Source organism: Pseudomonas sp. PA-6-3C (genome assembly GCF_021605825.1).
Classification (GTDB): Bacteria; Pseudomonadota; Gammaproteobacteria; order Pseudomonadales; family Pseudomonadaceae; genus Aquipseudomonas; species Aquipseudomonas edaphica.
Window position 1 is genome coordinate 1 of sequence record NZ_WKDV01000015.1, and the last position, 19,733, is coordinate 19,733.

20 protein-coding genes are annotated in these 19,733 nt (G+C 59.4%); 13 read left to right on the top strand and 7 right to left on the bottom strand.

Annotated elements, in window-relative coordinates:
* Positions 1-146: 146 nt before the first annotated feature.
* The 3 genes from GIW48_RS12325 to GIW48_RS12335 all read right to left on the bottom strand — a co-directional run bounded on the left by GIW48_RS12325 (position 147) and on the right by GIW48_RS12335 (position 1,906).
* A complete protein-coding gene (locus GIW48_RS12325) occupies positions 147-455 on the bottom strand; it encodes a DUF3077 domain-containing protein (RefSeq protein WP_017135426.1) in 309 nt (102 codons plus the stop codon).
* A gap of 408 nt (positions 456-863) precedes the next feature.
* On the bottom strand, positions 864-1,439 hold the full coding sequence (locus GIW48_RS12330) for a PIN domain-containing protein (RefSeq protein ID WP_099549466.1): 576 nt from the start codon (positions 1,437-1,439) through the stop codon (positions 864-866).
* On the bottom strand, positions 1,436-1,906 hold the full coding sequence (locus GIW48_RS12335) for a helix-turn-helix domain-containing protein (protein ID WP_017135424.1): 471 nt from the start codon (positions 1,904-1,906) through the stop codon (positions 1,436-1,438). Before GIW48_RS12335 ends, GIW48_RS12330 begins: the two co-directional genes overlap by 4 nt.
* A 191-nt stretch (positions 1,907-2,097) precedes the next feature.
* On the opposite strand from GIW48_RS12335, the gene GIW48_RS12340 reads away from it, so the two are divergent.
* Entirely contained in the window at positions 2,098-3,252 is a 1,155-nt protein-coding gene (locus GIW48_RS12340; protein WP_236460448.1) for an S-type pyocin domain-containing protein, read from the top strand.
* Between the two features lie 6 nt (positions 3,253-3,258).
* Positions 3,259-3,516 carry a colicin E3-like toxin immunity protein gene (locus GIW48_RS12345; protein ID WP_169988399.1) on the top strand — a complete coding sequence of 86 codons (258 nt, stop codon included), beginning with the start codon at positions 3,259-3,261 and terminating at the stop codon, positions 3,514-3,516.
* A 197-nt stretch (positions 3,517-3,713) separates the two neighbouring features.
* Here GIW48_RS12345 and GIW48_RS12350 read toward each other — a convergent pair whose 3' ends face one another.
* Together GIW48_RS12350 and GIW48_RS12355 are read right to left on the bottom strand one after the other, a co-directional pair.
* Positions 3,714-5,087 (bottom strand): ATP-binding protein, encoded by a 1,374-nt coding sequence (locus GIW48_RS12350; protein WP_236460449.1) that lies wholly within the window; start codon positions 5,085-5,087, stop codon positions 3,714-3,716.
* Positions 5,084-5,746 (bottom strand): response regulator, encoded by a 663-nt coding sequence (locus GIW48_RS12355; protein WP_017135419.1) that lies wholly within the window; start codon positions 5,744-5,746, stop codon positions 5,084-5,086. Before GIW48_RS12355 ends, GIW48_RS12350 begins: the two co-directional genes overlap by 4 nt.
* A gap of 218 nt (positions 5,747-5,964) precedes the next feature.
* Here GIW48_RS12355 and GIW48_RS12360 point away from each other — a divergent pair, with 218 nt between their 5' ends.
* The 3 genes from GIW48_RS12360 to GIW48_RS12370 all read left to right on the top strand — a co-directional run bounded on the left by GIW48_RS12360 (position 5,965) and on the right by GIW48_RS12370 (position 9,938).
* Positions 5,965-7,233, top strand: coding sequence for a sialidase family protein (locus GIW48_RS12360; RefSeq protein WP_236460450.1), 1,269 nt, complete (start codon positions 5,965-5,967; stop codon positions 7,231-7,233).
* Positions 7,233-7,844, top strand: a complete 612-nt coding sequence (locus GIW48_RS12365; protein ID WP_236460451.1) for a hypothetical protein — start codon at positions 7,233-7,235, stop codon at positions 7,842-7,844. Before GIW48_RS12360 ends, GIW48_RS12365 begins: the two co-directional genes overlap by 1 nt.
* Positions 7,845-7,916: 72 nt before the next feature.
* Complete coding sequence (locus GIW48_RS12370) at positions 7,917-9,938, top strand: LTA synthase family protein (protein WP_236460452.1); 2,022 nt, start codon at positions 7,917-7,919, stop codon at positions 9,936-9,938.
* On the opposite strand, the gene GIW48_RS12375 is transcribed toward GIW48_RS12370, so the two are convergent.
* Positions 9,939-10,313: a c-type cytochrome gene (locus tag GIW48_RS12375; RefSeq protein ID WP_169988406.1), complete on the bottom strand. Its 375-nt coding sequence runs from the start codon at positions 10,311-10,313 to the stop codon at positions 9,939-9,941.
* Between the two features lie 181 nt (positions 10,314-10,494).
* On the opposite strand from GIW48_RS12375, the gene GIW48_RS12380 reads away from it, so the two are divergent.
* The 8 genes from GIW48_RS12380 (at position 10,495) to GIW48_RS12415 (ending at position 18,312) form a co-directional block, all read left to right on the top strand.
* Entirely contained in the window at positions 10,495-10,875 is a 381-nt protein-coding gene (locus GIW48_RS12380) for a response regulator (protein WP_017135414.1), read from the top strand.
* Between the two features lie 194 nt (positions 10,876-11,069).
* Positions 11,070-11,684, top strand: coding sequence for a biliverdin-producing heme oxygenase (locus tag GIW48_RS12385; protein WP_169988409.1), 615 nt, complete (start codon positions 11,070-11,072; stop codon positions 11,682-11,684).
* A complete protein-coding gene (locus tag GIW48_RS12390) occupies positions 11,681-13,909 on the top strand; it encodes an ATP-binding protein (RefSeq protein ID WP_236460453.1) in 2,229 nt (742 codons plus the stop codon). The genes GIW48_RS12385 and GIW48_RS12390 overlap by 4 nt, the downstream gene beginning before the upstream one ends.
* A 142-nt stretch (positions 13,910-14,051) precedes the next feature.
* Complete coding sequence (locus tag GIW48_RS12395; protein ID WP_170040543.1) at positions 14,052-14,249, top strand: hypothetical protein; 198 nt, start codon at positions 14,052-14,054, stop codon at positions 14,247-14,249.
* 108 nt (positions 14,250-14,357) lie between these two features.
* The gene (locus GIW48_RS12400; RefSeq protein ID WP_236460454.1) at positions 14,358-16,256 is read left to right on the top strand and encodes an alkaline phosphatase D family protein; all 1,899 of its coding nucleotides are present in this window, start codon (positions 14,358-14,360) and stop codon (positions 16,254-16,256) included.
* Between the two features lie 191 nt (positions 16,257-16,447).
* Positions 16,448-16,789 (top strand): type II toxin-antitoxin system RelE/ParE family toxin, encoded by a 342-nt coding sequence (locus tag GIW48_RS12405; protein WP_017135409.1) that lies wholly within the window; start codon positions 16,448-16,450, stop codon positions 16,787-16,789.
* 10 nt (positions 16,790-16,799) lie between these two features.
* Positions 16,800-17,108, top strand: coding sequence for a helix-turn-helix domain-containing protein (locus GIW48_RS12410; protein ID WP_236460455.1), 309 nt, complete (start codon positions 16,800-16,802; stop codon positions 17,106-17,108).
* 190 nt (positions 17,109-17,298) lie between these two features.
* Positions 17,299-18,312, top strand: coding sequence for a sensor domain-containing diguanylate cyclase (locus GIW48_RS12415; RefSeq protein ID WP_236460456.1), 1,014 nt, complete (start codon positions 17,299-17,301; stop codon positions 18,310-18,312).
* A gap of 331 nt (positions 18,313-18,643) precedes the next feature.
* Here GIW48_RS12415 and GIW48_RS12420 read toward each other — a convergent pair whose 3' ends face one another.
* Complete coding sequence (locus GIW48_RS12420) at positions 18,644-19,660, bottom strand: amino acid ABC transporter substrate-binding protein (RefSeq protein WP_170040537.1); 1,017 nt, start codon at positions 19,658-19,660, stop codon at positions 18,644-18,646.
* Between the last annotated feature and the right edge of the window lie 73 nt (positions 19,661-19,733).

The following is a 19,733-nucleotide window of genomic DNA, read 5'->3' on the forward strand; positions in this document are numbered from 1 at the left end:
AAAGTACTCAGTGTCAGGGTTTGGGGCCGCTTCGCGGCCCAACGCAGGACAAGCCTGCTCGCCACAGGAGAAAGTGGCGGCCTTCAAAAGTTGTGTAGATACCTATGCTGCGATGACGCCAGCCGCCACACCCTCAAACCACCCGCTTACACCGAAACAGCGTCCCCCTCCTCCATCACCCCATTGGGCAACATCCCATTCGCCAAATCATCCACCACCGCCTTCGCCATCTCCCCCAAATAATGCGCCGCCCAGGCATAACGGTCCGCGCCTTTGTCCATGGCCGCATCCAATGCGAGCATTTTGGAACAGTGCAGCAACTCGGAAGCATGCTCCAGGGCGTCACGAATGGGCACGCCAGCATTGACGCGGAATAGACGGTGCAGGTTGGGCTGTTTGCCGCAGGTGGAGAAGGTGATGATGCCGAGGGTTTTGTTGAGAGGTGGATTGATCATTGGGCACCTCCGGGCTGGGCGGTGGTGTGGGTTGCAGTATTACGAGGATATGACCTGTCAGAAATACTCATGGATTTAGCTCCTAATGTCGAGAAGCTGCCACATTCGTTATCAGGCGAAAGGGTGGCAGCTGTGCGCAGGCTGATAAACCGGGACAATAGGAACCCGGCAGGCCCGAGGGCCTCCCGCGCACAGCCGCCATAACACGGATGTGCGGACGCAAAAAAAGCGCCGGCATGGTGCTGGAGACGCTTGAGCGCCTATTGTTCCACGGGTTATCAGGCCCGGTCACTGAATTTGCAGTGACCGGGCGGAAAGTAGCGCAGAAAGCGGCACGGCTAATAGGCGTTATCTGTGGCGAAAAATTTCGGTGGGAGCGTTCGAGCAAATAGGCCCGCTCATTCGAACCTACAACATCACCCCATATGGCCCAAGCACCTTACTCGTCTGCACCAACCCCTGGCGCATCAACATCTCAAGATAACTCCCAGCCTCCATCGGCGGCCGCTTCAACGTCCGCCTTTGCTTCTGCGCCGCCCCCAACACCGCCGCCTGATCCAAATCCCACAGATCCGAAATAAAGTCATCCGGATGCATAGGCTCAATGTCATAGGCAGCCAGGATATGCGCCGGGAAATCTTTCAAATTGAAGGTCACGATAACTTCAGCCTTGCTTCGAATCGCCGCCGCCAGCACATGACGGTCATCAGGATCAGGCAAATCCAAACTCGAACACAGATCCTCGTACCCCGTCACCAATGCATCGGGTATCGCCTTATCCATCAGCGCCGACGTGCAATTGACTTGCTCAGCCGTAAGATCCGGTCGGTTTTTGAGAACGTTGCGCTTCCACTCCTCATGGATCTGGCTCGTCCATCGAGCTCGATACAGTCCCGACAAACCAAGCCACATCAGCAAATCCCGGAGTGCCGCCGGGTAGAGAACACACGCATCGTATACCGCAGTAAACGGCGAACACCTCATCCGTCATACCCCATTCCCAACGCCTGAGCTTGTTGCGCCAGCGCTTCCATTGCCTCTTGGCTTTCTTCATCACGGCGCTGCTTGAACGCCATCAGATCCGAAAACCGGATTCGCCGATGCCGGCCCGTTTTTGTAAAAGGAATGGCGCCCTCCTCCAGCATCTTGACCAGGTGCGGGCGCGAAACGTTGAGCAGGTCGGCGGCCTCCTGAGAGGTCAATTCGGCATGCACCGGCACGACCTTGACGGCGTTACCGATAGCCAATTCGCCCAGGATGTCGACCAACAGGCGCAGGGCTGAGGTCGGGAGTACAAGTGTGTGGGGTTTGTCTTCTTTGTCGAAGATGTCGATGCGCTGGGTTTCAAATTTGGTCGAAAGCAAAGATGCCAGTTCTCGCTGGCCTTGCACGGCGGCTTCGACTTCCTTTTCCAGCGGCAGGATCGTTTTGGGGAGTTGATTGGTGATCATGATGCAGCTCCGGTGTTACACAATTCGGTTGAATCAAAGCTAAACGAAACAAACGAAAATCGCAATAATCGAAACAGTCCTGACTAACCAAACGCTAGTCTCCTTTTCCCACACCAACCATCGAACGAAGCCGACATAAGCCTCCGCTCCCACCTCATAGGCTCACTCCCACACAAGGAAGTGAGCCAGTCATGTCAGAACGCTCGTACCCCATTACCGAAGAAGAACAACTCAAACGGCGGATCCTGACGCCGCAGCCGAAGCGCGCGCCTTACTCACCGCCGATTGATTTATTTGAGCCGCCTCCCACCCCAGCGCCAACACCCGCCAAACCGCCCGGTTGCGTCTTCACAAAACCCTGCCAACTGCCCAACGGCATCATTCGCTACAGCGACCCCACCGGCTACGTACCGCTGGAGTTGATCAAGGACTATGGCCATTTCAGCCTGTTGGGTGGCCACGAGGTAGACAGCCGTGGCGCGGTTGCCTTGCGCAAGATCAGCGGCAGTGCCCTGCCTGTCGGCTTGGGGCAATTGGCGTTGCGATCGGCGGCAGTGGAGTCGGCAGCGACTGCTGTTGGCACTGTCGCCGGTGGGCTGTTGAGTGGGTTGGTCGCGTTGTTATGGCCATCGGCGCTGGGCGATAGCGCGCTCTACAGCGAGGAGCAATTACGCTCGCTGCAACGGGTACGGTCGCAGATGCGTTTGCATGTCGAGCAGCGTGAGGACGGCACACTCAAGGGATATGGGTTTTACACGGGCAACAACCCCGATTGGCAGATGATCGATGTGGTGCAGTTCCAAAGCCGTGGCGATCAGTTTGTGGCGGATTTGGGTGAGGGCGTGGAGCTGATCTGGACGCCAGCGGTTGATCCGCGCGACACGCTGGGGATTCCCGCCTTGGAGGCTGCGCCGCAAGCGCCGGTGATCTGGATTTATCCGCCGACGGAGAAGGCGGCGCAGATTCTGGTGAACCCGATTTACCCACCGCAGTATCGGGATTTTATTCTGGTGTTCCCGGTGGAGTCGGGGGTTCGGCCGCTGTATGTAGTGGTGAGTGTTCGGGCTGGGGATCACAAATACCACAAGGCGCCTAAAGAGGAGCAAATAAGCGGCTTTCTAAACCTGATAAAAACAAAGCCTAAAACTCCAAAACAGGGAGGTGGCGGGTTAAGAGAGCGCTGGATTGATGAAAAAGGACGAACGATTTATGAATGGGACTCACAACACGGCGAGCTGGAAGCCTATCTGGCAAGTGACGGAAGCCACCTCGGGGCTTTCAGTCATATAACCGGCGAACAGCTAAAGCCGGCAAAGAAAAAGCGAAACATCAAAAAATACTTGTGAGGCCGCATGGGACTTAAAGTGAGATTGGAATGGTTCGACAAAACCACGGAATACGCGTGTGGCACGGAAGACTCAAAGGACTTGGGCGAGGACTACTCCGTCGTTACAAAGCTTGGGCTCTCGAAGGGAGAGGCCGTGAATAACGGTATGTTTGAACTACGCCGGGATTGGCTAACGCATGTGCAACCATTCTTCGTTCATGAAATCGTTCTTTCGAAAAGCGACTATTTCATTGCTCTCGATTACGAAGCTGCACAAATGTGAGCTCACTCGGAAAAACTAGATCCCATGCGCAGTGGTTCGCTGATAAACAAGAAACTCCGCCCGTCTCTGAATACCTGAGGGTACTCACGGTCGAGATGGACGTGCAGCAGTTCTATCTTTGGGGCTGCTTCGCAGCCCAACGCAGGGCAAGCCTGCTCGCCACAACGAGGCCGTTGGCTCGTAACAGGTGGGGATCATTAATCGGTTATGTTACGCGGCACTTTCTGGTCAAAAACCAACTGCGCGCACAAGCCGCCCTGCTCCAAATTTCGCAGGCTCAACGTACTGCCAATCATCCCCACAATCATCTCTACAATCGCCAACCCCAACCCGGCGCCATTGGCGTTATCCCGGCTGTAAAACCGCTCAAACAAGCGCCCCATCTGCGCCTCATCAATCCCCGGCCCTTGGTCCTCCACGCGCAAACCATTAACGCCGATCACCACCCGTACCTCGCCACCCACCGGCGAAAAGTTAAGCGCATTGGTCACCAAGTTTTGCAACGCAATCGCCAACGCCACCGGCTCGGTCTGCACCCAACATTCTTCATCGCCTTCCAGCACCAGTTCCACGCCTTTCTCCATGGCCAGGGGCGTCAGCTCGGCGAGTTCTTCGCGCACCAGTTCCGTCAGTTGCACGGGCTTGCGCACGGGGTTGCTCAGTTGTGGCTCGATGCGGGCCATGGTCAGCAGTTGGCTGCCAATGCGTGTGGCGCGGTCGACGCCGTTTACCAGAAAGTCCAGGGCTTCGCGCCGTTGTTCTTCGGTGGCAGCGCTTTGGGCGTTTTGCGCGTGGATGCGCAGGATCGCCAACGGTGTGCGCAACTCGTGGGCGGCGTCGGCGATGAAGCGGCGTTCGCGTTCCAGCAGGTCGTCCATCTGCACCAGCAGCCGGTTGAGTGCGGTTTGCATCGGCTCCAGCTCGCTCGGCAGAGGGTTCACGTGCAGCGGTTGCAAGGCGTTGGTGTTACGCCCGCGCAGCTTGCGGGCCATGGTGCGCAAGGGCGTCAGCCCCCAGCCAATGGCCAACCAGATCAGTACGGTCAGCAGCGGCACGCCTATCACGGTAGGCCAGAGGGTGTGGCGCACGATACGCTCGATCACACTCTGGCGAACGTCGTCACGCTCGCCCACCCAAATCAGTAGGCCTTGTTGCGGGTCGGCGAGGAGGAAGGCGCACCAGTCGTTGCCGCTGTCCATCAGGTCATGGGCGCCGAGCGTAGTGGGCGGTGCAGTGAGGACAGGGGCTTCGGCAGAACGCATGAGCAGTTGCCCGTCGCTGCGCCAGACCTGGAAGGTCAGCCGGGTCTCATAAGGATGGGCCACGCCCTCCTCGCCCACGCGGCTCATGGCCTGGTCGAACGCCTCGTACAAGCGGCCCCAGTCTGCGTCGCCAGGTTCGCGCTGGCGCAGTACGCCTTGCAGCAGGCGGGCACTTTGGGCAAGTTGGGCGTCGTAGACTTCTTCGATTTCGTGGTGGCTGTCGCGCAGCACCAGCCAGCTGATCAGGGCGTCGCCGAGCAGGATCAGGACCAGCACCGGAATAATGATGCGTGCGCGTACCGAACTCATGGTTTGAGCGCCAGCACATAGCCCACGCCGCGCACAGTGCGGATCAGCTCTGTGGATAACTTCTTGCGCAGGTTATGGATCAACACCTCCAACGTATTGCTTTCCACCCGGTCCTGCCAGCCATACAGGGCGCGAGACAGCCGCTCGCGGGTCACAACTTTACCGGGGCGCACCATCAGTTGGTGCAGCAGTTGGTATTCCATCGGGGTGACGATGATCTCATCGCCCTGGTAGCGCACTTGCTGGGTGGCCGGGTCGAGGCTGACGCCGGCGTGTTCGAGCATGGGTTGGGCGCGGCCCTGGCTGCGGCGCAACAGCGCGCGCACGCGGGCTTTGAGTTCCTCGACATCGAAGGGTTTGATCAGGTAGTCGTCGGCGCCGGCATCCAGGCCGGCGATGCGTTCGGCGGTGCCATCGCGGGCGGTGAGGATCAGCACCGGCAGGTCATGCTGCCCGGCGCGCAGTTGCTGCAACAGGTCGAGACCATCGAGGCGCGGCAGGCCGAGGTCGAGCAGCAGCAGATCAAAACTTTCGGTGCGCAGGGCGTGCAAGGCGCTGAGGCCGTCTTGCAGCCAATCCAGGGTGTAGCCTTCGGCGCCCAATGCCACGCGAATGCCTTGGCCGAGGGCGCGATCATCTTCGACGAGGAGTAGGCGCATAGCGAAATCTCTGTAGGAAACGGCGAAATCATGCCGGTTCTACGCAGGGCTATTCGGGCAAAGATGTTACGGCTCGTTGCCAACTAAGGTTGCGCTAAGGTTGGTTTTGCACTGTGCCGGCAGGTACGGGACCACCTGTCGTTATGCACGCTCACCGGCCGCAGGAAGCGCCTGCCGGGTGAACGTGCGCCGTCATCCTTTCTTCTCACAGGTTCCCTATGCGCTGTGCCCTACTGATCTTCAGCCTGCTAGGCGTCTTTATCGCCGCCTGGCTGAGCCATCCGCCCCACGTGCTGGCACCGTTTGCCCAGGCGAACCCGAGCCCGGCGAAGGTGGCGGCAGCCCCGCAATACAACAGCCGTTTTGTGTCCTCACAGCTCACCGACTTTGTGCACTCCTCCTCCGTGACCGCCCTGCCCGGCGGCGACTTGATGGCTGTGTGGTTTGCCGGCTCCCGCGAAGGCGCCGCCGATGTGCAGGTGCGCACGGCGCGGTTTGATGCACGCAGTGGCGAATGGGGCGGCGAGCAGGTGTTGGCCACGCGGGAAAGCACACGCGACGGCACCCAGCGTTACATTCGCAAGCTGGGCAACCCAGTGATTGCCCTGGGGCCGGATAAACGCCTGTGGATGTTTTACGTGTCAGTGTCAGTCGGCGGCTGGGCCACCAGTGCGATCAACGTGATGGTCTCCGATGACCTCGGCGCGAACTGGTCGGCGCCTCGGCAATTGGTGACCTCGCCGTTTTTCAATATCAGCACCTTGGTACGCGCCGCGCCGGTGTTCCATGCCGACGGCTCGATTGGCCTGCCGGTGTATCACGAGTTCATGGGCAAGTTTGCCGAGTACCTGTACTTGAGTGCCGACGGCGCGGTGATCGACAAATTCCGTATCAGCCGCGGCAAACATTCGCTGCAGCCAACCATCGTGGCGCAAGACGGCCAGCGGGCCGTGGCGATGCTGCGCTACGCCGGTGAAACCCATCACCGCGTGCTCGCCAGCCGCACCGAGGATGCCGGGCAAACCTGGAGCGAGCCGTTCCCGCTGGAACCGGCCAACCCCAATTCTTCGCTGGCGGCCGTAGGGACTGAAGACGATGGTCTACTCGTCGCCCTCAACGACCTGCAAGACGGCCGCTTCAAGCTCAGCCTCTACGGCACCGACGCGCAAATGACGCAATGGCGCACGTTGGTGCAATTGGACCAGTCGCCGGACCCGCTCGGCCAACCGTTCTCTCCAGAGGCTTATAAAGAAATCATCGGCGAAGGCTTCCGCGCCTCCAGCGGCGCCAAGCGCCTGCCACTGGAACAGCGCTTTCTGAGCAACCTGGATTACCGCGTGTGCAAACCCCGTGGCTGTGATTTCGAATACGAATACCCGTACTTCAGCCGCAGCCCGGACGGCATGTACCACTTGGTCTACTCGTGGAATAACACCTTTATCAAACATGTCAGCTTCAACGAAGCCTGGCTGGCGGAGCGCTTGTGATGATGGCGTTGTGGCAAGCCCATTTGAGTTTTGTATTGCTGGGGTTTGTGCTGCTCAGCACGTTCCGGTTCACCGCCCCGTGGCGGCCATGGCTGCTGCCGGTGTTGGTGGCGTTGAGCTTTATTCCGGTGAATGAACTGCCGTTGGCGGCGTATGTGCGCAGCTTTACCGATGACCTGGCGATCAGCACCTTGGTGTTGTTGGCGTGGGTGGCGGTGTGCCGGTTGGGGCTGGTGCAGCCGCTTGGCCGGGCACATCAGCTGCAACTGCTGGTGCTGTTTGGCGGGCTGTGCCTGCTGTTGTACCCGGCGGCGATGGGGCTGACGTATTTCGACCCGTACCGCTGGGGGTTTAACCCTCGGCCGATGATTGTGTTGATAGGCGCATTGACGCTGTTGATGCTGGCCCTGCGCAACAGGTTGGCGGTGTGGATGCTGGCGGTGGGCACGTTGGCGTTTGCGCTGCGGCTCAAGGCATCGGAGAACTATTGGGATTACCTGGTCGACCCGCTGTTGATGGGCTACTGCCTGGTAGCTGGATTAATGCAACTCAAACTGTGGGAGCTGGCTTGCCTGCGAATGCGCCGCCTCAGGCAGTACATCAGCCACTGACACACCGCTATCGCAGGCAAGCCAGCTCCCACAGTGGGTCTGCGTCGTTTTTTGAAATGGGGAAGGTTAACGATGACTGCGTTGCAATCACGCCGCCTGCGCTACGGCGTGGGCGCGATCGGGTTGGTGTTTGTGCTGCTGGCGGCGTTGCGGCTGGTGTTTTTAATCAGCTTTTCCGGCCTGGATTTAAATACCGAGGGCTTGCTGGAAACCCTCGGCATCGGTCTGCGTTTCGACCTGCGCCTGGCGGTGTTGCTCCTGCTACCCGTGGCCGTGCTCGCCTGGCTACCGCGCTGGAACCTTATCACCCTGCCCGCCCTGCGCTGGCTGGCACGCGGCTATCTGCTGATTGCACTGGCCGTGGTAGGCCTCATCTACATCATCGACTTCGGCCACTACGCCTACCTCGGCGTGCGCATCAACGCGACGGTGCTGCGCTATCTGCAAGACGCGCAGATTTCTCAACAGATGGTGTGGGAAACCTACCCAGTGCTGTGGATAACTGCCTGCTGGTTGGCGGCGGTGGCCGTGTGGGTGTGGGCGCTGGTGTGCCTGGAGCGATTGACGCTGGATCGTGCGCCCAAAACCATCGGCAAACTCACAGTGGCGTCGGTGTCCGTGATCGGTGTGGTCATTGTGCTGCTGGCCCTGCTGGGCCGGGTGGCCAATCTCAACCTGGAAAACCCGGTGCCGCTGCGCTGGAGTGATGCGTTCTTCTCCGGCAACAGCCAGGTCGCCGCCGTGGGGCTGAACCCGGTGCTGTTTTTGTACGACACGCTCAAGGTTGGCCAGTCGCAATTCGATGAAACCCAGGTGCGCACGCATTACCCACAAGTGGCCGAGTACCTGGGCGTTGACCAGCCTGACGCGCAACAGCTGAATTTCATCCGCGAACAAGGCGTGCAGCCCTACAAGCTGGCCGGCGAGCGCCCGCCCAACGTGGTCTTCGTCATGCTCGAATCCCTCGGCACCAGTGCGGTCGGCGCCTATGGCAACCCGCTGAACCCCACGCCGAACCTGGACAAGCTGGCGACGCAAAGCTGGTTCTTCAAACACTTCTATGTGCCCGTCACCGGTACCGCCAAAACCGTGTGGGCGAGCATCACCGGCGTGCCCGACGTGACCCGCCAGGAGACCGCCACGCGCAACCCGCTGATCACGCGGCAACACACGTTGATCAACGCCTTCGAGGGTTACCAGAAGTTCTACATGATCGGCGGCAACGCTGGCTGGGCGAATATCAACGCGCTGATCCGCCAGAGCATCGACGGCGTGCAGCTGTTTGACGAAAGCCACTGGCGTTCGCCCCGCGTGGACGTGTGGGGCATCTCTGACCTGGACCTGTTCAAGGAAGGCGACCAACTGCTGCGCGCCGTGCCCAACGGCCAGCCGTTCTTTGCCTACCTGCAAACTTCCGGTAACCATCGGCCATTCACCATTCCCAAGCAAAATGATGGTTTCCAACTTAACAACGTAACTCTGGAACAAGTCCAGGCTGCCGGTTCGCGCAGTGTCGAGCAATACAACGCAGTGCGCCTGCTGGATTACAACATCGGCCGCCTGATGGACATCGCCAAGGCCGGTGGCTGGTACGACAACAGCATTTTTGTGTTCTTCGGCGACCACAACACACGCATCAGCCAGATCCCGCACATGGCGCCAGCTTTTGAGCAACTGGGCCTGGAAAGCAACAACGTGCCACTGCTGATCCACGCGCCGGGGCTTGAGCCACGCGTTATTGACGAGGCCGTGGGGTTGGCGGACTTACTGCCAACCGTGGCCGGCATGGCGGGCGTGCCGTTTCGCAACGGCGCGATGGGCCGCGATATCCAGCAGCCGGCGCCGGAAGGCGAACGTGTGGTGCCACTGGTGCTACACGAAGGCACCTTCCCGATTATCGGCGGTGTAACCCAGCACTTCCTGTTGCAAATGCAGCACGACGGCGGCTCACCAACCCTGCACGACCTGGCTTCGCAAACACCGCGCGAAGATGTAGCCGAGCAGCATCCCGAAGAGTTTCAGCGCCTGCAGGGGCTGACCCGTGGGCTGCATGAAAGTGCGCGGTTGATGCTGTTCATGAACGTACGCGAATGATTACTTGGGTTGGAAGGTTTCCAGGTAGGCCAAGATGTTTTCGATCTTTTCCGGGTCGCTGATACCCCAGAAGATCATGCGCGTACCGCTCACCACCTTCTTCGGCGCTTCGATATAGGCCGCGAGTTTGTCGCGGGTCCAGACCACGCCGGAGTTTTTCATTGCGTCGGAGTACTGATAGTCCGTGGTGGTGCCGGCAGGTCGACCGATGATGCCGTTAAGCTCAGGCCCGAAGCCACCGCGTGCGCCTTCACCGATGCTGTGGCAGCCGCCGCAGGTTTTACTGAACAGTTTGCCGCCCGCCTCGGCATCGCCGGCCGCCAAGGCCGGGGTGGTGTTGAGGACCAGGGCGAGGGTCAGTAAGGTGTACTTCATACAAGTCTCCACAGCAGGCAACGGTGCGCCAATTATGCCTGTATCCACCTTGCCGTGCCGCTGCGGACAACCCCACGCGACCGCTCTAAAACGACCACCCATCGTTTAAAAAACATCCAATCGAACCTATTCAGCCAGCGCCTACTCCACCCTACTGAACCCTGATGGTGGAGTAAGGATCATGGCTCAGCCATCGATTTTGGTATTGGAAGACGACGAAATCATTCGTGCGTTAATGGTGGATGTATTGGAGGACTTCGGGGCTCATGTGACGTCGTTTCCTTCGGCGGATGAAGGCATGATTTACCTGGAGCGCGGCGATGATCCGGTAGACCTGATCGTCAGTGATATCCAGATGCCGGGGTTACTCAATGGCTATGACTTGAGCAAAGTGGTCGCGCATCGCTGGCCGTCGGTGCCGGTGGTGCTGACCTCGGGCAATACCAAGCTGGCGGCGCAACTCGGCGGCTCTGTACGTTTTTTACCCAAGCCCTGGAGTGCAGAGCACTTGGTTGAGTGCGTGCAAACCGCACTGACCCAGCAAGGCGCCTCCATGCACTAATAGCGTCGCGACATCACTTAAACCGAACTTGCTGCAGTGCCCTGTGGTCATTTATTACGCAAGGAGCGACTTTTCTGATCCGCCGGTCAGGCTTTTCGCCTTGTGCGTACAGTTGACGGCAATGACTTGTGTAGAATCGTCGCCCATTTCACGCGTCATTCATGGCCTTAAGGCCCACAGTTCGAGCTTATTGAATGCATTCACAGGCCCATGACGTTAGTGCGCCCTCATTGCTGGAAGCGTTGCGCACAGGCACGGGTTTGCTGCATGTGGCGTTGGAAAAGCGCTTGCCGTTTTTCTCCGATCAGTTGGATGCTGGCGGGTATCGGCGCTTGCTCCAGGCGTACTACGGGTTTTATGGGCCGATGGAAGCAGCGCTGTACGCCAGTGGCTTGATCCCCGACGGGTATGACGCTGTACTGCGTGTGAAAACCCCCACACTGCTGGGCGATTTGCGCGCCCTTGGCTTGAATGATAACGCCATCAACGCCTTGCCCCGCTGCACCGAACACCCGACCTTCGACACCCCCGCGGCCTGCCTCGGTGCCCTGTATGTACTGGAAGGCGCCACCCTGGGCGGCCAAGTGCTGCGCCGGGAAATGGCCCGGCGCCTGGACATACACGCCGATAACGGCGGAGCGTTCCTTGATGTATACGGCGCCGAAACCGGTCGACGCTGGAAAGACTTTCTCGATTACCTGGGCCGCCTGCCGCTGGATGCTGACGCAAAACAGCGCGCGGTCGATGCGGCCCGCTCCACATTCAGTGGCTTCGAGCATTGGCTCGCCCGCCAGGAGGTACTGCTATGAAACCCGACGATTTTGAAGAGCTGCTTGCCAACTGTGCCGACGAACCGATTCGCTTCCCGGGCGCGATCCAGCCCCACGGTGTGCTGTTGACGTTGTCGGAGCCTGAGCTGCGCATCACTCAGGTCAGCGCCAACGTGGCCAGCCTGTTCGGCCACGCACCCGAAGCGCTGTTGGGCCAACCGCTGCACCAGTTAATTGGCGTTGAACCTGCCCAAGCCATGCAATCGATCGCCGAAAACAACGCGTTTCTCGACGCGCCGGCGCTGCATGTCACGCTCAATGGTGCGCCATTTGAAGGCTTGCTGCATCGCCATCAAAACGTGCTGGTGCTGGAATTTGAGCCGCGCCTTGAAGATTTCAAACCTCGCGCCCTGAATGGTCGCACCAGTGACCTGGGCAAGATGCTGCAACGCTTGCAGTCGGCGAAAACCCTGCAAGCGCTGTACGAGATCAGCGTGACTGAAATCCAGGCCATGACCGGTTACGACCGGGTGCTGATCTATCGCTTCGAAGAAGAAGGCCACGGCCAGGTAATTGCCGAAGCGTCGGCGCCGTCCATGGAGCTGTTCAACGGGCTGTTCTTCCCCGCGTCCGACATTCCCGAGCAGGCCCGCGAGCTGTACCGCACCAACTGGCTGCGCATCATCCCGAATGCTGCCTACGAGCCGGTGCCGCTGCTGCCCAAGCTGCGTCCGGGCACTGACCAGCCGCTGGACTTGAGCTTTGCCACCTTGCGCAGCGTGTCGCCGATTCACTGCCAATACATGCAGAACATGGGCGTGCTGTCGTCCATGAGCATCTCGTTGATGGCCGGCGACAAGCTATGGGGCTTGATCAGTTGCGGCAACCGCGAGCCCTTGCTGGTGCCCAACGACCTGCGTGTTGCTTGCCAGACCATCGGCCAGGTGCTGTCGCTGCAGATCAGCGCCATGGAAGCCCTGGACTTGAGCCGCCAGCGCGAAGAAAAAGTCGAAGCCCTGGCATTGCTGGACCGCGCGATGAAAGCCTCGGAGCAAAACGTCTTCGATGGCCTGGCCCAGCAGCCGCAGGTGCTGATGGACCTGACCCTGTCGGGCGGCGTGGCGATCATCGAAGACAAACAACTGCACCGTTACGGCAATTGCCCCGAGCCTGCGCAGATCCGTGCGCTGCACAAATGGCTGCAAGAAAGCGACGAGCCGGTGTTTTCCAGTCACAACCTGGCCTCGGTATACCCGCCTGCCGCCGAGTTCCAGCAAGTGGCCAGTGGCGTTCTGGCCATGAGCCTGCCCAAGCCTGTGGATAACGGCGTGTTGTGGTTTCGCCCGGAAGTCAAAGAGAACATCAACTGGAGCGGCGACCCGAACAAGCCGCTGAACCTGGAAACCTCCGACACCGGTTTGCGCCTGCGCCCACGCACCTCGTTTGAAATCTGGAAAGTCGAGATGGCCGGTATCTCCACCAAGTGGAGCCACGGCGACCGGTTTGCCGCCAACGACCTGCGCCGTTCCGCCCTGGAAAATGACCTGGCCCGCCAAGTGTTGCGCGAGCAGCAAGCCGTGCGCGCCCGTGATGAACTGGTGGCGGTGGTGTCCCACGACCTGCGCAACCCGATGACGGTCATCTCGATGCTCTGCGGCATGATGCAGAAAGCCTTCAGCTCCGACGGCCCACATACCTCACGGCGAATTTCCTCGGCCATCGACACCATGCAACAGGCCGCCGGGCGTATGAATGTGCTGCTGGAAGACCTGCTCGACACCTCGAAAATCGAGGCCGGGCGTTATGTGGTCAAGCCGGTGTCGTTGGACGTCAGCCAGATGTTCGAAGAGGCCTATTCGCTGCTCGCACCGTTGGCGATGGAGAAAGGCATCGACTTGTCGTTCAACGCCGAGCCCGGCCTGCTGATCCATGCCGACCCGGAGCGCCTGTTCCAGGTGCTGTCGAACCTGATCGGCAATGCCATCAAGTTCACCCCACGCCAGGGCAATATCGGCATCAGCGCCATGAGCAATGGTGAAGATATCGTGTTTTCGGTGCGCGACTCCGGCGAAGGCATTGCGCCTGAGCAGTTGCCCCATGTGTTTGATCGCTACTGGACCCAGACCGAAAACAACCCCACCGGCAGCGGCTTGGGGCTGTATATCACCCAAGGAATCGTGCAGGCCCACGGCGGGCGGATTGAGGCTGAGAGTGAGTTGGGGCGTGGCAGTGAGTTCAGGTTTACGGTACCCAAGTCTGTCTGAAACGCATTCAGTCCTACGGATATTAAACATGCAGAAACCCATGGCCGGGAACGTTAACCCGGCCAGTGCCACTGAGTGGGTGCGCAGTCAAAGGGAGTATTGATGCGAGAACATCCCTCCAATTGAGCAAGAGGTTTTTCCCATGAGTATCGTCCACATGCTGCCCGGCTTTCAGTTCAACATAGCTTTCCAACTGGCCAACCAAATGGCTGAAATCGCCACCCAGTCCGCTGAAAAGCCCTCACGTCCTGACAGTAACCCCATGATGCAAAACGCACCGCCCAAGCCCAAGCCTTATCGAACGTCCCTGGAATCCCTGGGGCAAGGCCATCTGCTCTAACACAACAAGGGTAATCGGCTGCAAGGGATCTGCGGCACGCCTTTAACAAAACGCTGACATCCTCTGCGTTACCCTTTTAAGTCCTACCTTGTATGAGCTGCTTGCTTCATGCCGCCATCCGACACACTGCCCGCCGTCATTGCCGGCCCACTGCTCAGGCGCCTGGAACCCCAGCGTCTGGTGATCTGGCTGGTGGGCAGTCGTGTCCTGCCATTGTGCTTAAAGCTGCAAGTGCCTCAAGGCCAAACGCTGACGATCGATCTGGACACCCAGCAGTGCCAAGTCGTGCCCGTTGGGCGCCACGCCTTTATCCACCTGATCGACGTTACCCTGAATGAAGCCCTGCCGCTGGACGTGAGCATCGACTACGACCTGCTGGTCGACGGCTGTGGCATTGCGCAATGGGCGCCGCACCTGCTGTATGCCGATGCTCCATCGGCGAATTTCGTAGTGCATAGCCGCATCCACCAGTTGGTGCATGGTTCCTGCCGCAAACCTCATCACCACGCCGATGACGGTTTGCTGTGCGTCGACCGCCTGCTGGCTGACGCGCGCACACCGGCCGAGCGCCCGGCGCTGCTGATGATGAGCGGTGACCAGGTCTACGCCGATGATGTGGCCGGCCCCATGCTGCGCGCGATTCATGCGCTTATCGCACGCCTGGCGTTGTTCGACGAATACCTGGAAGGCGCCGTGGTGGATGACAGCGCCAGCCTCTACGGGCATCGCGCCAGCTATTACCACCGCGCGGATCTGCTGCCCGCACTGGACAGCAACGAGACCCTGCGCGAACGGTTTTTCGGCGGTGTGAAAAAACCGATCTTTACCAGCAGCACCGCCGACAACCACCTGGTGACCTTTGCCGAAGTACTGGCGATGTACCTGTTGGTGTGGTCGCCCACGCCCTGGACGTTGATCACGCCACAGCCGCCATCATTAAGCACGCCGGAACACCTGCGCTACGACCACGAACAAGTCCAGGTCGATCGGTTCCGTGACGGCCTGCCCGGCGTTGCGCGGGTCTTCGCGCACCTGTCGACGCTGATGATTTTTGACGATCACGACATCACCGACGACTGGAACCTCAGCGCGCAATGGGAGGCCACCGCCTACGGCCATCCATTCTCCAAGCGCATCATCGGCAATGCCCTGCTCGCTTATATGCTGTGCCAGGGCTGGGGCAACCAGCCGGATGTGTTTGGCAAACTGTTGGAACACACCCAGGCGCTGACCGCCAACGTTCAAGACAACCACTTGCACGCCAGTGCCCACGATGAATTAGTGCAAACCCTGCTGAAATTCCAGCACTGGCATTACGTACTGCCCACCACGCCCGCACTGGTGGTGCTCGACACTCGCACCCGGCGCTGGCGCAGTGAGTTTGCGCTCAAGCAACCTTCCGGCCTGCTGGACTGGGAAGCGTTGAGCGAACTGCAGCAGGCCCTGCTGGATCACCCGTCGGCCATCATCGTTTCGCCCGCGCCGATCTTTGGCGTCAAGCTGATCGAGACCGTGCAGAAGGTCTTCAGCTGGTGCGGCTACCCGCTGTTGGTAGACGCCGAAAACTGGATGGCCCATCGCGGCGCCGCCCAGGTGATCCTGAATATCTTCCGCCACTCGCGCACGCCAGGTAACTACGTGATCCTGTCGGGCGATGTGCACTACTCGTTCGTCTATGAAGTGCTGATTCGCCACCGCAGCGCCGGCCCAAAAATCTGGCAGATCACCAGCAGCGGCATCAAGAACCAATTCCCGGCGCGCTTGCTGGAATGGTTCGACCGCCTCAACCGCTGGCTCTACTCACCGCGCTCGCCCCTCAACGGTTTCACGCGCCGGCGCACCATGCAGGTAGTGCCGCATATCCCGGAACACGCCGAGGCGGGTGAACGGCTGTGGAATTCGGCGGGCATAGGCCAAGTGTTTTTCAATGAGCAGGGCCAGCCGGAGGGGATTTACCAGCACAACGCGGATGGCAAGCCGCGAACGCGCATGGTGGCGCCGAAGTGAGTTTTCTTACGCCTGGCAAACCAATCTCGCACATACCATTCAGAAAACTCACAACTCTTTATTTTTACTGATTTTTTTTGAAACGCTTCAACCTCAGCCACTCACAAAATAAGTGCCAGGCTCTGACCAATCTTCGCGAAAAGACCCTTCAATCGCTGATTGCCTTATGAACCTATTTTGGTGCACTCTCTGTGAACGACCTACCTCTCGTGTTGAACGTCGCATTTTACCGAACCGAGGCTGGCAACGAGCCCGTGCGTGAATGGCTGATGGAACTGCCCAGGGAATCAAAAAAGCTTATAGGCACTGACATAAAATCGGTCCAACTCGGATGGCCGCAAGGGATGCCGTTGGTTAGGAAGCTGGAGCATCGCCTTTGGGAGGTCCGAACCGATCTTGGTGAAAATGCTGCACGCGTCATTTTTACCTTGGTCGCCAGCCAGATGATTTTGCTGCACGGCTTTATTAAAAAGAGTCAGAAAACGCCTTCAGTCGACCTGAACACCGCCAGGCATCGCAAAAACAAGCTCTGAGGAACATTCCATGAATAAGCATATCGGCTCCAACTTTGATGATTTTCTCAGCGATGATGGGCTCATAGAAGAAGTCTCTGCCGGAGCGTTGAAGCGTGTTATTGCCTGGCAATTGGCAGAGGCGATGAAGGTGCAGAAGGTCAGCAAGAAAGCGCTGGCCGAACGTATGCATACCAGCCGCACCGCCGTCGATCGAGCGCTGGACCAAAACGACGCGGGCATGACGCTGTCCACCCTGGCCAGTGCGGCAAGGGCTCTGGGTCAACATGTCGAAGTACGCCTGGTACCGAACACGCAAGCAAGGCCCGCCAGGGCGTGAAAGCTCGTGCCAGGCGAGCACAACGTATGTCGCCCCACCTGCTGATTAATGGCCTATCGCCACACCACTAAAGCAGCACACTCATCCTATTCAAAGCGCGCAAGCCGCGATGTAGAGTAACCTCAGCCACGGTGTACCGGCGTCAATGAAGACTGGCCTTGGAAGCCAGCACAGGCAGGGAAGTGCACAGATGAACGAGACATCCGGCAATAAACCGCAGCTCAATAACTTTTCCGAACTCAACGCCGACATGTTGCATACGGTGATGGAACTGGTCAGCGACGGCATCTGGGACTGGAATGCCAACACCGGTTTCGTGTACCGCAGCCCCGGCTGGTACATGATGCTTGGCTACCCCCGCCACTCCCTGGAGAACAGCGTGTTCACCTGGGAGAACGTGATCCACCCCGAAGATTATCCACGCGTCATGGCCGTTTTTGATGACTACATCAGCCAACGCGCGCCCCATTACCAGGCCGAGTATCGTTGCCGCAAGGCTGATGGCACTTACCTGTGGATAGAAGACCGTGGCTACGTCATTGCACGTAACCCCGACAATTCAGTGGCGCGCATGGTCGGCGCGCACCACGATATCCATACACGCAAAATTTCCATCGAACAGCTGCAACAGCGCAACCAGTCGCTGGAAGCGTTGGTGGCCGAACGCACCCTTGAATTGTCACGGGTCAATCAGCAACTGCAATTGCAGTTGGACGAAAACCGTTCCCTGGCCGAACAGGACGCCTTGACGCGCATCGCCAACCGTTATCGCCTGGAAAAGGTGCTGCTGGAGGAGTGCGACCGTGCCGAGCGCTTCCGTGTACCACTGGCCTTGGTGGCCATGGATATCGATGACTTCAAGCCGATCAACGACAAACATGGTCATGGCGTCGGCGACCAGACCCTGGTGAACGTGGTAGACAGCCTGCAAGCTTGTATGCGCCAAGCCGACTTGCTCGCACGCTGGGGCGGCGATGAGTTTATGGTGGTCCTGCCCAAAAGCACCTTGGACATCGCCAGGCAAATGGCCGAACGTATCCGTCAGGCCATCGCCGAGATGCCCGCCGTGGGCGACTTCAAAGTCACCCTGAGCCTGGGCGTAGTGGAGCGGCGGATGGGCGAAACGCCCGCTGCCCTGATGGCACGTGCCGATCAAGCGCTGTATCGGTCCAAGGCGGCGGGCAAGGATGTGGTCTCGGAGTGATGTGAGAGCCGGCTTGCCTGCGCTAGCCGTGTGTCAGTAACCGATGCACTCACAGGTAGGCCGTCATCGCAGCATAGATATCTACACATACCACGTCTGTGACAAGTGGGCTGTTGTGGCGAGCAGGCTTGTCCTGCGTTGGGCTGCGCAGCAGCCCCAAAAAACAGACGCAGAGTTCTTTCAGGAGTATCACGGTACCCGCACTGGGGCTGCTGAGCAGCCCAACGCGGGCAAGCCCGCTCGCCACAGAGGAATGTGGCGGCCTTAGAAAGTTGTGGAGATACCTGTGGCCATCGCAGGCAAGCCAGCTCCCACCTGAGGCAGTGCTGAGTCAACGCACCGGCGGTGCGTACTGGATGCCGCCATTGCTCCACAACGCATTGAGCCCGCGCTTGATCTTCAGCACGCTGCCCTGGCCGATATTGCGTTCGAACACTTCGTCGTAGTTGCCCACTTGCTTGACGATCTGCACCACCCAATCCTTGCGCAGCTTCAGGTCTTTGCCGTAATCGCCGTCGGCCCCGAGCAGCCGCGCAACGTCGGGGTTCTGAGTGGACTTGGCCTGCGCCTCGACATTCTGCGAGGTGATGCCCATTTCTTCGGCATTGAGCATGGCAAACAGGGTCCACTTGACGATGCTGAACCACTCATCGTCGCCCTTGCGCACCAGCGGCCCCAACGGCTCTTTGGAGATCACCTCGGGCAGCACCACGAACTCATCCGGGTGGGCCATCTTGATGCGCTGGGCATACAGGCCCGACTGGTCGGTGGTGAGCACGTCGCAACGCCCGGCTTCCAGGCCCTTGGCGCTCTCGTCGGCGGTGTCGAAGGTGATCGGCGTGTACTTCATGCCGTGGGTACGAAAATAATCGGAAACGTTGAGTTCGGTGGTGGTGCCGGCCTGGATGCAGACGGTCGCGCCATCGAGTTGCTTGGCGGCGGTCACGCCCAACTTGTTGTTGACCAGAAAGCCGATGCCGTCGTAATAGGTCACGCCGGTAAACACCAGGCCCATGCCGGAATCGCGGGAGCTGGTCCAGGTGGTGTTGCGGGAGATCAGGTCGATTTCGCCCGATTGCAACGCGGTGAATCGCTCCTTGGCGGTCAACTGGGTGAACTTCACTTTTGAGGCATCGCCGAATACGGCGGCGGCAACAGCGTGGCACACGTCCACATCGAGGCCGGTCATCTTGCCCTGGCTGTCCGGCACGCCAAAGCCCGGCAGGCCGTCGCTGACGCCACACTGGATAAAGCCTTTTTTCTGGATCGCGTCCAGGGTCACGCCCGCGTGGGCACTGCCGGCAAGCGCCACGGCCGTGGCAGCGATAAGGGTTTTGAGGTGGTTCATTCGAGGCACTCCCTGTGAATCTTTTATTATTCGACGCCGCACTGCCCGCGCCGGTTTCTGAGGTTGCCCGGCA

Excerpts from the sequence above, each read along its gene's own strand:
- GIW48_RS12325 (WP_017135426.1), bottom strand. The coding sequence starts at position 455 with ATGATCAATCCACCTCTCAACAAAACCCTCGGCATCATCACCTTCTCC.
- GIW48_RS12330 (WP_099549466.1), bottom strand. The coding sequence starts at position 1,439 with ATGAGGTGTTCGCCGTTTACTGCGGTATACGATGCGTGTGTTCTCTAC.
- GIW48_RS12335 (WP_017135424.1), bottom strand. The coding sequence starts at position 1,906 with ATGATCACCAATCAACTCCCCAAAACGATCCTGCCGCTGGAAAAGGAA.
- GIW48_RS12340 (WP_236460448.1), top strand. The coding sequence starts at position 2,098 with ATGTCAGAACGCTCGTACCCCATTACCGAAGAAGAACAACTCAAACGG.
- GIW48_RS12345 (WP_169988399.1), top strand. The coding sequence starts at position 3,259 with ATGGGACTTAAAGTGAGATTGGAATGGTTCGACAAAACCACGGAATAC.
- GIW48_RS12350 (WP_236460449.1), bottom strand. The coding sequence starts at position 5,087 with ATGAGTTCGGTACGCGCACGCATCATTATTCCGGTGCTGGTCCTGATC.
- GIW48_RS12355 (WP_017135419.1), bottom strand. The coding sequence starts at position 5,746 with ATGCGCCTACTCCTCGTCGAAGATGATCGCGCCCTCGGCCAAGGCATT.
- GIW48_RS12360 (WP_236460450.1), top strand. The coding sequence starts at position 5,965 with ATGCGCTGTGCCCTACTGATCTTCAGCCTGCTAGGCGTCTTTATCGCC.
- GIW48_RS12365 (WP_236460451.1), top strand. The coding sequence starts at position 7,233 with ATGATGGCGTTGTGGCAAGCCCATTTGAGTTTTGTATTGCTGGGGTTT.
- GIW48_RS12370 (WP_236460452.1), top strand. The coding sequence starts at position 7,917 with ATGACTGCGTTGCAATCACGCCGCCTGCGCTACGGCGTGGGCGCGATC.
- GIW48_RS12375 (WP_169988406.1), bottom strand. The coding sequence starts at position 10,313 with ATGAAGTACACCTTACTGACCCTCGCCCTGGTCCTCAACACCACCCCG.
- GIW48_RS12380 (WP_017135414.1), top strand. The coding sequence starts at position 10,495 with ATGGCTCAGCCATCGATTTTGGTATTGGAAGACGACGAAATCATTCGT.
- GIW48_RS12385 (WP_169988409.1), top strand. The coding sequence starts at position 11,070 with ATGCATTCACAGGCCCATGACGTTAGTGCGCCCTCATTGCTGGAAGCG.
- GIW48_RS12390 (WP_236460453.1), top strand. The coding sequence starts at position 11,681 with ATGAAACCCGACGATTTTGAAGAGCTGCTTGCCAACTGTGCCGACGAA.
- GIW48_RS12395 (WP_170040543.1), top strand. The coding sequence starts at position 14,052 with ATGAGTATCGTCCACATGCTGCCCGGCTTTCAGTTCAACATAGCTTTC.
- GIW48_RS12400 (WP_236460454.1), top strand. The coding sequence starts at position 14,358 with ATGCCGCCATCCGACACACTGCCCGCCGTCATTGCCGGCCCACTGCTC.
- GIW48_RS12410 (WP_236460455.1), top strand. The coding sequence starts at position 16,800 with ATGAATAAGCATATCGGCTCCAACTTTGATGATTTTCTCAGCGATGAT.
- GIW48_RS12415 (WP_236460456.1), top strand. The coding sequence starts at position 17,299 with ATGAACGAGACATCCGGCAATAAACCGCAGCTCAATAACTTTTCCGAA.
- GIW48_RS12420 (WP_170040537.1), bottom strand. The coding sequence starts at position 19,660 with ATGAACCACCTCAAAACCCTTATCGCTGCCACGGCCGTGGCGCTTGCC.